Below are 12324 nucleotides of genomic sequence, written 5' to 3' on the forward strand. Positions count from 1 at the left end.
GGGTGATCCAGGTCGGCCAGAGGTGGGCGCGATGGGGGTCACTCTCCGTCGGGCGCCCGCCGCTGTCTGAGGACGGCCACCCGGCGGTACAGCTCGACGGCCTCCGCGCTCCGGCCGAGCTGCTCCAGGCAGTGCGCCTCGTCGGTGCGGCCGGCGAGGGTGTCGGGGTGCTCGGGGCCGAGAACCCGTTCGCGGGCTTCGGCGACCCGGCGGTACTCGGCGAGGGCGTCGGCCCAGCGGCCGAGCCAGCCAAGACCCACCGCCACCTCGCGCCGGCTGACCAGCGTGTCCGGGTGGTCGGCGCCGAGGACCCGCTCGCGGAGCGCGCACACGTCACGGGACTCGGCGAGGGCCTCCTCCCAGCGGGCCAGGCGGCCCAGGTTGACGCCGAGGCCGTGCCGGGCGCGGAGCGTCTCGGGGTGGGCGGGACCGTCGACCCGGACACGGTCGGCGATCAGTTCGCGGTACAGCGTGAGCGCGTCGGCGCTGCGGCCGAGCCGGCCCAGGCTGACGCCGATCTCGTAGCGGGCGGCGAGGGTGTCCGGGTGGTCGGGGCCGAGCGCACGGGCGCGCGCCCCGGCGACCTCCTCATACGTCTGCAGCGCTTCGGTCCAGCGGCCCGACCGGCCGAGCGCGTAGGCGACTTCGTCACGCGAGACCAGGGTGTCGGGGTGCTCGGCGCCGAGTACCCGGGCGCGGGCCGCGGCGACGTCGCACGCCATGCGGTACGAGTCCTCCGGGCGGCCGAGCCGGCTGAGGTTGAAGGCGAGGTTGTGCCGGCACCGCAGGGTGTCGGGATGGTCGGCGCCCAGGGTGCGCTCGCGGGCGGCGAGGACCGCCGTGTACTCCTGGTGCGCCTCGAAGTGGCGCCCCAACCGGCCCAGTACGAAAGCCATTTCCTGGCGGGCGGCGAGGGTGTCGGGGTGGTCGGCGCCGAGTACGTGGTCGCGGATCCGCGCGACTCGGGTGTACTCGCTCAGGGCGTCGGCGGCGCGGCCGGTACGGCTGAGTGCGAAGCCGATCTCGTACCGGCTGGCGACGGTGTCGGGGTGGTCGGGGCCGAGGAGGCGCTCGCGGGCGGCGGCGACCGCGCGGTGCACCTCGGCCGCCTCGTCCCAGCGGCCGAGCCGCCCGAGGCCGAGGCCCGCGTCGTGCTGTCGGGTCAGGGCGGCGACCGCCTCCGCCGACGCGTCGGGCGGGCCGGCCGGGCCGGGCCCTGCGGGGCGGCCGGGGGCGGGGCGCGCGATCCACTCGCCGGTGAGGCCGGCGGCGGCGTCGGCGGGCGTGGCCCGGGGTCCGGCGCCGGTCGCCTTGGGTCCGGTGGTCATGCCCCGTGTCCAGGACGGCAGCCGGGCACCTCGGCCGGCCGGCTCGACCGGGCCGACCGGCTCGGTCGGCCTGAGCCGGGGCTGTGGTGCCACCACGGTCGGGACGTACGTCGGTGTCGTCCGCCCGGCCCCGATCCGCCGGCCCACCTCGTACGCGTCGTACGGGCGTTCCTCCGGGCTCTTGGCCAGCAGGTCGAGGATGATGTGTTCCAGGTAGCCGGGGAGTTCGGCACGGTGGGAGCGCGGCGGGCGGGGCGGGGTGTCGCGGTGGCCGATCAGGATCGCCCAGGCGTCGTCGAAGTCGAACGGCGGTGCCCCGGTGGCGAGTTCGTACAGCACACAGCCGAGGGAGTAGAGGTCGCTGCGCTGGTCGACCTCGTCGCCGCCGATCTGCTCCGGCGACATGTAGTGCGGGGTGCCCATGGCGATGCCGGTGCCGGTGAGCCGGGCGGAGAAGCCGATGTCGTGGCCGAGGCGGGCGATGCCGAAGTCGCAGATCTTCACCGTGCCGTCGGTCAGCCGCATGATGTTGGCGGGTTTCAAGTCCCGGTGCACGATGCCCTGTTGATGGGTGTAGGCGAGGGCGCCGGCGACCTGGTCGGCGATCTCGACGACGTCGGCGACGGGCAGTGGACGCTGTTCGTTGTCGTCCAGGAGCTGGCTGAGGTTACGGCCGTCGAGGAGCTCCATGACCAGGTAGAGGACCCCGTCGGACTCGCCGAAGTCGTGTACGACGGTCACCCCGCGGTGCTGGAGGGCCGCGGCCACCCGCGCCTCACGCCGGAACCTCTCCTGGAGGACGCCGGTGAAGGCCTGGTCGCGGTGGGGGGTCATCGGCTTGAGGCACTTCACGGCGACCTGCCGGCCCAGCGACTCGTCCCGCGCCCGCCACACCTCGCCCATGCCACCGCGCCCGATCAGATCGAGCAGCCGGTAGCGCCCCTGGATCAGCTTGCTGTCCCCCATCTGCCGCGCTCGCCCCCGTCGTCGCCCACCCCGCCCTCTCCTGATCCGTCCAGTATGGCTGCCTGTCGTCCGAGTTCGTTCGGAGTGGGGGGCGAGCCGGGGCCGAGCCGTGACATGGCGCCGAGGTCGTGCCGCTGCGGACGCCGCCGGCGCGGCCGGACGCTCCCGCCGGGACACCGCGCGGCGGGAGCCTTGTGGCGCGCGGCCACCGGGCGACGGCGGGGGCGGGTGCGCGGTCGGCTCACCGGCGTACGAGGCGGTGCGCCGTACGGCTCTTGGGCGTACGACGGCCGTGCGGCGTAAGCGAGTTGGGCCCACGCGCCGCCCCAGCGGGGGGTGCGTCGGGACGAGCGGGGGGTGCGTCGGCGGGCGGCCAGGACGGCCGCCGCGGTCCTGGGGCGCCTTGTCAGTACCTGTACCGTCGTGCCCGCATCGCACGGCGTGCTGTCGGCGGGGGCACTGTCGGTACCTGTGGTCCCAGATCCTTCTCCGGCTCCCCGCACCGCGTTCCGCTGGTCGGAGCGGGCGCGGGTGACAGCGGCTGCCGGGAAGCGCGGCGCGCCGCGCACGATGGCTCTGGAGGCGCCGACCCGTCGCCGTTCGCCATCCCCTGTCCGTCACTCGACCGACCCACAAGGAGTCGTCCCATGCCGAAGCAGTCCGCTCCCCAGGAGCTGGCGGCCATCGCGCCCAAGCTCGTCGAGCTCACCGACACCGTCCTTTTCGGCGACGTCTGGGAGCGCCCCGGCCTCTCCCCGCGCGATCGCAGCCTGGTGACCGTCAGCGTGCTCGCCGCCCTCTACCGCGTCGAGCAGATCGGGTACCGCCTCGGGGTCGCCCTCGACAACGGGCTGACCGTCGAGGAGCTGTCCGAGGCCATCACCCATCTGGCCTTCTACGCGGGCTGGCCCAACGCCGTGACCGCCATCAACCAGCTGAAGAGGATCGCCGACGAGCGCGGCGCCTGAGCCCTGTCAACTGCGCGCCAGGGAAACCCTGTTGCCCGCGTGACCGGCGTCGGCCGGCGGGCGGGTCACCGGAACCCGGCCGCCGCCGCGGAAGCCGCCTCCCGTCCCGTAGTGGTGGAGGAGTGCGGCCCGGTCGCGCTCGGTGGAGCCCAACTCCGCACGTGGAGAGGGGATGTGCTCCCGCCCGGTGGCCGGGAGGCCGGGGACCGGCGCTGCGCTCAGGGAGCGGGGCGGGCCGCCGTCCCTTCCGTGTCGAAGGCCACGAAGCGCAACTCCGAGGTGTACCGGCGCCCTTCGTCGTCGGTCAGCCACGTCTGTTCCGGCGTGGGCAGCATCTCGGTGATGGTGAGCGTGCCGTCCGGTTCCCTGCGGGCGAGGCGGCGCAGCGCCTTGGCGAGGATCGTGACGTAGACGGGGCTGTCGAAGTCGACGTAGAAGGGCCGTGTCTCGGTCGGGAGGACGACGAACACGTGGCGCGGCAGGCCGAGTCGGGTGCGCCAGTGGCGGGCGCGGACGAAGCGGCGGGCCTCGTCCTTGTCGTCGGCGAACTCCGCGTCCGTCGCGGACAGCCGCCAGGTCTCCCGGGCGACCACCAGGCGGTCGAGGGTGACCCGGGGGGTGTGCTCCGCCTCCGGCAGGACCTGGAAGAGGTCCATCGCCAGGGTGGTCAGGACGTGGGAGAAGACGTCCACGGCCGGGAAGGCAGACCCGTCCGGGAGCCGCACCACCAGGTCCCCCTCGCGCTCCTCGACGGTGGCGTCGGCGCTGCGGACGGCCCGGGGACGGGCGGGGTCCGCGGTGAAGTCGGCCAGGGCGACCTGGTGGTCCTGGGGCCGTACGAGCGTCTGCCGGACCCGGACGGACAGGCGCGAGCGGTGCTCCTTGGGGATCAGCGGCAGGAGGCGCGGGCCGGGGTGGTCGCGGTCGGTGAGGCGGAGCAGTTCCTCGACGTCCGGGTGCTGGTGGGTGAAGAGGGAGGCGCCCAACGTGTTGGCGGCGAGGTGCAGTTCGCCGAGGACGAGGGTGAAGTCGCCGCGGGCGACCGCCTCCGCGCCGTCGGCGGCGATCATCACGTCGGGACTCAGATAGCGGGCCGCCGTCCAGCCGCCGCCGGTGCCGGGGAACGCTTCCGCCACGGCCGCCTCGATGTCCGCCGACCGGACGACCACGCGGCGGGCGCCCTCGGGGACGGCCAGCAGGTGCTGCCAGCGTGCGGCGAACTCTCCTTGGAGTTCGGTGGCGGTGGCGCGGGCGGCGCCGTGCAGCACCGGGAGGCACGCGAACCAGAAGGACGCGAGGTCGACCTCGCCCTCGGCGGCGAGACGGTCGTACACACGGCGGGTCTCGGCCGTCACCGAGGCGGCCAGCCGCGAGGTGAGCCAGCCGGCACCGTCCATCAGCAGCCGCAGCGGGCGCAGCGCGTCGAGCACGGCGGGGCCGACGCGGGCGGTGGCGGACCGGCGGGTGTCGGAGTACACCAGCGCCCGGCACGGTGCCGTCGACGCGGACTTCTCCCGTACGGCGGCCGTGTCGGTCAGCTCGGTGAAGTCCCGCTCCAGCTCCCCCATCGCCTCGACGAGGGCGTCCACGTCACGGGCGGCGGCCACCTTCGCGCGGCCCCGCTCCAGCCGGTCCAGTGCGGCGAGCCCCCGCCGGCGCGGCTCCGGCGCGCCGACCGAGTCGAGCCAGGCGCGCAGGGCCCGGTCGGGGTGGGTGCCCGCGGGGACCTCCAGCCGCCACACGACCCAGCGGCGGGCGACCAGATCGGCCAGGACGGCGGGCACGTCGGTGTCCGGGAGTTCGGCGGCGATCCGCCGGGCCGGCCGGACCCCGTCGCAGCGGGCGAGGACGGCGGCCACGTCGGCGGAGACGGTCACCGGGCGGCGGCCGGGCACCCGGACCCGGTCCGCGTCCAGCGCGACGAACGGCACCCGCCGGGGTGCGATCCACTCCCGCAGACCGGGGTCGGCGTCCAGGGTCTTCGCCAGCGCGTCGATGCCCCAACTCGCCCAGTACACAGTGGAGTCGGCGATCAGCCCGGAACCGGCGTCGATGGCGGCGCCAGGTGTGGAGGCGTCCCAGCGTCCCCAGCCGACCGGGCCGAAGAAGCCGATCGTGTCGTTCTTCACGCAGAACCGCTGCCAGTAGTGCGCGACCAGTTCCTCGCGCTGCCGCGGCATGCTGCTACGGCTGTCCGCGGTCGGCGTCCAGCGCAGGAACGGGGCGATGCCGGAGGTGAGGACGGGCCGGTTCTGCCAGGCCACCGCCTCCCGGAAGGACGGCGTGCGGGCGATGTCCTGGAGGGTGTGCGCGGTCTCCACGGCGGCGTCCGCGAAGAGCCGCGCGAAGTCCGCCCAGCGGGCGCCGTCGAGAGCGTCGTCGGCGGCGAACTTGTCGGCTGCCTCGGCGAGTCCGGCCGGGGCCAGGCGCAGCACCCCGTCGGCGGGGAAACCCGGTCCGCGCAGGGCGAACTGCTCCCACAGCCGCCAGCGGCCGAGGGACGGCACGAAGTCTTCGGTCATGGCACGGCTCTCCTTGGCGAGCGCGGGTGGACGGGTCCTTGCCGGTGCTGGGCGGTGGCTTGGTCAGGCGGCGCCGTAGTCGGCGTCGACGACCTCGGCCAGGTCGAGCGGCGTCGGGTAGGCGAAGACCAGGGAGACGGGGACGTCCGCGCCGAGCGCCTCCTGGAGGCGGCCGGTGATCTGGAAGGCGGTGAGCGAGTCGCCGCCCGCCTCGTAGAAGTCGGTGTCCGCGGTGAGGTCGGGCAGGCCGAGCACGTCCCGGAAGATCCCGACGAGCAGGTCGACCGTGCTGGTGGCGGTGGAAGTGGCGGGCGCGGTGGCGGTGTTGGTGGTCATGACGTGTACTCCTTCACGGTGGGGCCGGTGTGTGTACCGGAGTGGTGTGGGGTTGGGGTGTGCAGGCGGGCGGGGGTGTTGCCGCCCGAGACGATGGCCACGGCCCGTTCGCGCCGGCCGGCGCGCAGCGCTCCGGCGAGCGCGACGGCGCCGCTGGGTTCGGCGTGCACTCCGTGGCGGTCCAGCAGGGCGGCGGCGGCGAGGATCTCGGCTTCGCCGACGGCGATCATGTCGTCGACGCGGTCCCGGATGATCGGATAGGGGACGTGTCCGGGCCGCTGGCCGCGCAGCCCGTCCGCGACGGTGGTGCTGGGCGGCAGCCGGACCGGGTGGCCGACGGCCAGCGAGCGGGCGTAGCGCGGGGTGAGGGCGGGTTCGACGCCGACCACCCGGACGGGCAGGCCGGTGGCGGCGAGGCACACGCCGGCGAGGAGTCCGCCGCCGCCGGTGGGGACGTAGACCGTCTCGGTGCCGGGGGCGTCGGTGAGCAGTTCGGTGCCGACCGTGCCCTGCCCGGCGACGACCAGGGGGTGGTCGGAGGAGGGGACGAGCAGGGCACCGGTCTCGTCCGCGAGTGCGCGGGCGCGCTCGTCCCGTTCGGCCACTCCGCCGGCCACCCGGACGATGTCGGCGCCGAGCGCGCGGACGGCGGCGGCCTTCGCGGGTGCCGCGCCCGCCGCGAGGACGACGGTCAGCCGGATCCCGAGGGAGCGGGCGAGCCTGGCGAGCGCGATGCCGTGGTTCCCGGAGGAGCCGGTGACGACCCGGTCGGCGCCCAGGGCGAGGACGGCGTTGGCGGCGCCGCGCGTCTTGAAAGAGCCGCCGAGCTGGAGGTGTTCGGCCTTCAGCAGCAGACCCGAGCCGTGCGCCGCCGGCACCGGGCCGCGCAGCAGGGGCGTACGGACGACGTGCGGGGCGATACGGGCGGCGGCGGCTTCGAGGTCCGCGACCCCGAGGGCTCCGGGGCCGGCAACGGCGGGACCGGGGCGCCGGCGGGTGCCGCAGGAACGCGGGGCACCGGTGGCCCGGCGCAGGCCGGTGGCGGTCATCGGGTGCTCCCGGCGGCCAGTCGGCGACGGTCCGCCTTGCCCCCGCGGGTGGTGGGCAGCGCGTCGAGACGCTGGAACCGGCGCGGCATCAGGTGGGGTGGCAGCGACCGGGCGAGGTGGCCGCGCAGGGCGGCGTCCGTGGTCCCGGAGAGTGCGCCGGTGACGTGGGCGAGCAGGTACACGCGGCCCCGGTCGTCGGTGTGGGGGGTCACCACGGCGCCGGTGATGCCCGGGTGGGCGAGCAGGGCGCCCTCGACCTCGGCCGGGTCGACGCGGTAGCCGCGGATCTTGACCTGCCGGTCGGTGCGGCCCGCGTAGTGCAGTCCCTCGGACCCCCACCAGCCGAGGTCGCCGGTGCGGTAGAGGCGGGTACCGGGCGGGCCGAAGGGGTCGGGGACGAAGGACTCGGCCGTGCGGGCCGCGCGCCCGCCGTAGCCGCGGGCCAGTCCTTCTCCCCCGATGTACACCTCGCCCACCGCGCCGTCGGCGACCGGCTCCAGATCCGCGTCCAGCACGCGTACGACGGTCCCGGCCCGGGGGACGCCCACGAGGTCGGCGGACGGGTCGGGCTCGGCCGGCACGCTGTGGCGGGTGGTGGTCATCGTGCACTCGGTCGGGCCGTACTGGTTGACGAGCCGGCCGGGGACGAGCGCCCGGCCGCCGGCGGCGAGGAACGGCCGCAGCGACTCGCCGCTGGTGGCGGCCAGGGTGACACCGGCCAGCGGATCGGCGAGTCCCGACGCTCCGGCCAGGTGGGTCAGGAAGGAGGGGGTGACGCTGAGCAGTGCCGTCACCCGGTGCTCGCGGACGGTCCGGGCGAACTCCTCGGGGCGCAGCAGCCGGGCCCGGTCGACGATCACCAGCCGGGCTCCGGCCAGCAGCGGGGCGAGGGTGTCGCGGATCGAGGCGTCGTAGCCGAGGGGCGCGGTCTGAAGGGCCACCGTGTCGGGGCCGAGGCCGAAGGCGTGGACGGTGTCGCGCAGGTAGGTGTCGAGGGAGTGGTGTTCGATCAGGACGGCGCTGGGTTCGCCGGTGCTGCCGGACGTGTGGCTGACGTAGGCGAGAGCGTGCGGGTCGGCCGGGGGCGGCGGCGGGGGTGGGGCGTCCGTGGTGGCGGGCCGGTCCAGCAGGACGGTGGGCAGGCCGTCACCGAGGAGGGAGGCGTGCGCGGTCGTGGTCAGCAGCAGGCGGGCGCCCGCACTGCGGACGAAGGCCGCCAGCCGGTCCCGGGGCTGCCCCACGTCCAGGGTGAGGAAGGCGGCGCCGCAGCGCAGGACCGCCGCCATGGCCGCGACCGCTTCGGTGCCGTGCTCGACGGCGATGGCGCACACCGTCTCTGGACGGGCACCGCCGGCCCGTAGCAGTCGGGTGAACTCATCCACACGAGCGGCGAGTTGGGCGTACGTCACCTCTCCGGTGGGTGTGGTCAGCGCGATCCGCTCCGGGTGCCGGGCGGCGTGCGCGGCGATGTCGTCGGCGACCGTGCGCATCAGGACTCCCTCACGCCGGCGACGGTCTGGTCGACGGCCACGAAGCGAAGTTCGGAGGTGTAGCGGCGGCCCTCGTCGTCGGTGAGCCAGGCCTGTTCGGGGGTGGGCAGCATCTCGCTGACCTTCAGCCGGGCCTCGGGGTCCTTGCGGGCGAGCCTGCGGGCCGCCTTGGCGAGGATCGTCACGTAGACGGGGCTGTCGAAGTCGACGTAGAAGGGGCGGGGTTCGGTCGGGGAGACGATGAACACGAAGCGGGGCAGTTCGTGCCGCCGCTGCCAGTGCCGGGCCCGGACGAAGCGGGCGGCCTCCGCCTTCTCGTCGGCGAAGTCCATGTCCACGACGGGCAGTTGCCAGGTCTCGCGGGCCACGATCATGCGGTCGATGGTGATGCGCGGGGTGTGTTCGCCGTCCGGACGGAGGGTGAAGCGGTCCATGACGCGCTGGGTGAGGGTGTTGGCGTAGACGTCGAGCAGGTCGTGGGCGCTGCCGTCGGGCAGTACGGCGGTCAGCCGGCCGTCCCGCTCCTCCACCGGGACGTCGGCGCTGAGCACCGTGCGGGGGCGGTGCGGGTCGCCGGTCTGGTCGACCAGGGTCACGTAGTGGTCCTCGGGCCGGTCCAGCGAGGGCCGGCTGCGGGTGGACCACTTGAGGGGCAGTTCCTTCGGCAGGGTGGGGAGCAGGCGCGGGCCGGGGAAGTCGCGGCTGGTCTCGGCGAGCAGCTCGTCCCGGTCGGGGTGCTGGTGCACGAAGAGGGAGGCGCCCATCGTGTTGAGCGCGCAGTGCATCTCGCCGAGGACGAGTTCGACGTCGCCGCGGGCCAGGGCGGCGTCGTCCTCGGCGATGACGAGGAGGTCGGGGCTGACGTACCGCGCGAGGGACCAGCCGTCGCCCGGCTCGTCGAACTCCCGCCGTACCCGCTCGGCCAGTTCCTCCGTGGTCAGCCGTACGCGGCTCACGCCCGGCGGGAGTTGGAGGATCCGGGCCCACTTGGCGCGGAGCTCGGCCTGGGCGGTGTCGATCAGTTCGCCTGCGTCGGGGTGCGGGGAGGGCAGGGTGTGCAGCCAGAGGGTGCCGAGGTCCACCGGTTCGCCCGCTGCCCGCAGGCGGTCGTACACCGTGTGCAGACGGGCGCGGACGGCGTCGGCGAAGCGGTTCGTCATCCAGCGGGCGGCCGTCAGACACAGTTGCAGGGGTTCGAGGTGGGCCAGTAGTCCGGTGCCGGCCGTGGCGGTGGCGGACCGGCGGGCGTCGGAGTACACCAGGCCGCGGCAGGGAGCGGTGCGTGCGCCCTTGGCGCGCTGTGCCTCGCTGTCGGTGAGCGCGGCGAAGTCGGCCTCCAGGGCGCCGATCGCGGCGGTCAGCGCGTCGGCGTCGAAGCGGGCGGCGCGCACGGCGTCCCGGCCGCGTTCCAGTACGGCCAGTTCGGCGAGCGCCCGCTCGCGCGCGGTCTCGTCGGGCACCCGCTCCAGGATGTCGCGCAGGGCACGGTCGGGGTGGGTGGCCGCGGGCACCTCCAGCCGCCAGTGCACCCAGCGCCGGGTGATCAACTCGCCGATGACGCCGACCACTTCGCCGGTCTCCAGGCCCAGTTCGGCGGCGATGGCGTGCGGCGTCCGGATGCCGTCGCACCGCTCCAGCACGGCACGTTCGCGCGCGCCGACCGGCTGTGCGGGGCGTCCCGGTACCCGGACCGCGCCGTCCGCGCAGTGCACGAAGGAGACCCGGCGCGGCGGGATCCAGCGCATCAGCTCACGGTCCTCGCCGAGCACCTTCGCCAGGGCGTCGATCGCCCAGCCGGAGAAGTACACCTCCTGTGCGGCGAGGAAGCCGTCCCCGTCGTCCACGGCGACAGCGGCCGGCGCGGACAGGTCCCAGCGGCCCCAACCGACCGGGCCGAAGAAGCCGATCGTGTCGTTCTTCACGCAGAACCGCTGCCAGTAGTGCGCGACCAGCTCCTCCCGCTGACGCGGCATGCTGCTACGGCTGTCCGCGCTCGGCGTCCAGCGCAGGAACGGGGCGATGCCGGTGCGCAGGACGGCGGGGTTCTGCCAGGCGAGGGCCGCCTGGAAGCGGGGCTGGGCGGCCACCTCCTGGAGGTGCAGGGCGGTGCGTACGGCGGCCGCGGAGAGCTCCTCGGTGAAGGCCTGCCACTCCGGCCCGGACAGGTCAGTGCCGGGGCCGAACTTGTCCGCGGCCTCGGCCAGTCCGGGCGGGGCGAGGCGCAGCACACCGTCGGCGGGGAAGCCGGGGCCGCGCAGCGCGAACTGGTCCCACAGCCGCCAGCCTCCGCCCGGCAGCAGGACTGGTGCGTGTTCGTCCGACATCGCGTGCTCCTTCCGGAAGGGGATGCGCGGGGATTCCGCTGCCCGGCCGGGACGGGTACCGCCGGCCGGGATGCCGGGCGCCCCGGCCGGACAGCACCGTCCCGCGTCCGGGCCGTGCCTCACCAGAGAAGATCCGGCAGCAACACGCGCCGAGGGCATGGCGCGTTCGTCCCTGACCCCGGCGGACGGCTCCGGGCATGCTGGCAGCGTCGGCCGCCGACCTGTGGCCGGCTCCATCACCTGCGGGAGGTTCACCGTGACGCAACCCAACTCAGCGACCGGCGTGGGCGGCCACGAGGCCCGCCCGGACACCGGCGAGGTGTACCTCGTGGTGCGCAACGACGAGGAGCAGTACTCGATCTGGCGGGCGGACCGCGAGGTGCCCGCCGGCTGGTACCCGGAAGGCCGGCGCGGCAGCCGGCAGGAGTGCCTGGACCACATCGGCGTGATCTGGACGGACATGCGCCCGCTCAGTCTGCGTCGCCGACTGGCCGGGGCAGATGTCTGAGGGCCGCCCGGGCCGGCTCCTGTCGCTGCCTGCCCACGCTCCCCCGGTGGCAGCGCCGAGCGAGCTGCCCGAGCCGCCCGAGTCGCTGTGCCCGGCCGTACTGGACCTGTCCGCCCTGCACGACCGGACGTACGCGCCGACCCGGCGCGCGCTGCGGGGACCGCTGGAGCTGTACCTGGCCCAGGTCGGCGCACAGGACCAACGGGCGCTGCGGCGCGCGCAGGAGTTGCTCGACGCGGAGGAACGGGCCCGGGCCCGCGCGTTCCGGCGCGACCGGGACCGCGACGCCTATGTGGTCGCGCACGCCGCGCTGCGCAGCGTGCTGAGCGTCCTGCTCGGCATCCGGGCCGAGGCGCTGCCACTGGTACGCGAACCGTGCGCGGGCTGCGGCGGTCCGCACGGCCGGCCGGCGCTGCGCACGACCGGGGTGCACTTCTCCCTGTCGCACAGCGGGGGCCTGGTGATGGTGGCGCTCGCCCCGGCACCGGTGGGTGTCGACGTGGAGGGGCTGGCCACCGCGCAGGCGGTGCTCGGCGCGCAGTCGGCGCTGCACGTCGCGGAGGCGGAGGAACTGGCACGGCTGCCCGCGCACGAGCGTCCGGCGGCGTTCACCCGGGCCTGGGTGCGCAAGGAGGCCTATCTCAAGGGGCTGGGCACCGGGCTGGTACGGAATCCGGCGCTCGACTACGTGGGCACCGGGCCGCTGCCGGCCGCTCCGTCCCCGGAGTGGACGGTGCGTCGAGACCAGCCAGGCCGTCCTCGCCACCGACGGCACCGCCACCGTCGCCCGGATGATCCAGGCCGCCGGGGGCCGCGCCACCGGCCTGCACTAC

General features: G+C 75.1%; 8 protein-coding genes and 1 pseudogene. 3 read left to right on the forward strand and 6 right to left on the reverse strand.

Annotation, left to right across the window (positions count from 1 at the left end):
- Window positions 1-38 precede the first annotated feature (38 nt).
- Complete coding sequence (locus ABZT12_RS37245; protein ID WP_356393651.1) at window positions 39-2294, reverse strand: serine/threonine-protein kinase; 2256 nt, start codon at window positions 2292-2294, stop codon at window positions 39-41.
- Window positions 2295-2941: 647 nt separating this feature from the next.
- On the opposite strand from ABZT12_RS37245, the gene ABZT12_RS37250 reads away from it, so the two are divergent.
- Window positions 2942-3262, forward strand: coding sequence for a carboxymuconolactone decarboxylase family protein (locus tag ABZT12_RS37250; RefSeq protein WP_356393654.1), 321 nt, complete (start codon window positions 2942-2944; stop codon window positions 3260-3262).
- A 218-nt stretch (window positions 3263-3480) separates the two neighbouring features.
- Here the strand turns inward: ABZT12_RS37250 and ABZT12_RS37255 are convergent, their stop codons facing one another.
- The 5 genes from ABZT12_RS37255 to ABZT12_RS37275 all read right to left on the reverse strand — a co-directional run bounded on the left by ABZT12_RS37255 (window position 3481) and on the right by ABZT12_RS37275 (window position 10983).
- The gene (locus ABZT12_RS37255; RefSeq protein ID WP_356393656.1) at window positions 3481-5784 is read right to left on the reverse strand and encodes a lantibiotic dehydratase; all 2304 of its coding nucleotides are present in this window, start codon (window positions 5782-5784) and stop codon (window positions 3481-3483) included.
- A gap of 63 nt (window positions 5785-5847) precedes the next feature.
- Complete coding sequence (locus ABZT12_RS37260; protein ID WP_356393659.1) at window positions 5848-6120, reverse strand: acyl carrier protein; 273 nt, start codon at window positions 6118-6120, stop codon at window positions 5848-5850.
- Complete coding sequence (locus ABZT12_RS37265) at window positions 6117-7169, reverse strand: pyridoxal-phosphate dependent enzyme (RefSeq protein WP_356393662.1); 1053 nt, start codon at window positions 7167-7169, stop codon at window positions 6117-6119. The genes ABZT12_RS37260 and ABZT12_RS37265 overlap by 4 nt, the downstream gene beginning before the upstream one ends.
- Entirely contained in the window at window positions 7166-8659 is a 1494-nt protein-coding gene (locus tag ABZT12_RS37270) for an amino acid adenylation domain-containing protein (RefSeq protein ID WP_356393665.1), read from the reverse strand. The genes ABZT12_RS37265 and ABZT12_RS37270 overlap by 4 nt, the downstream gene beginning before the upstream one ends.
- Window positions 8659-10983 carry a lantibiotic dehydratase gene (locus tag ABZT12_RS37275; protein ID WP_356393668.1) on the reverse strand — a complete coding sequence of 775 codons (2325 nt, stop codon included), beginning with the start codon at window positions 10981-10983 and terminating at the stop codon, window positions 8659-8661. Before ABZT12_RS37275 ends, ABZT12_RS37270 begins: the two co-directional genes overlap by 1 nt.
- A 283-nt stretch (window positions 10984-11266) precedes the next feature.
- Between ABZT12_RS37275 and ABZT12_RS37280 the strand changes: the two genes are divergently transcribed.
- Together ABZT12_RS37280 and ABZT12_RS37285 are read left to right on the forward strand one after the other, a co-directional pair.
- Complete coding sequence (locus ABZT12_RS37280) at window positions 11267-11491, forward strand: MbtH family NRPS accessory protein (protein ID WP_356393671.1); 225 nt, start codon at window positions 11267-11269, stop codon at window positions 11489-11491.
- 463 nt (window positions 11492-11954) lie between these two features.
- Window positions 11955-12101, forward strand: a pseudogene (locus ABZT12_RS37285) (4-phosphopantetheinyl transferase); the annotation flags it as partial.
- Between the last annotated feature and the right edge of the window lie 223 nt (window positions 12102-12324).

The organism is Streptomyces sp. NPDC005423 (assembly GCF_040606415.1).
Classification (GTDB): Bacteria; Actinomycetota; Actinomycetes; order Streptomycetales; family Streptomycetaceae; genus Streptomyces.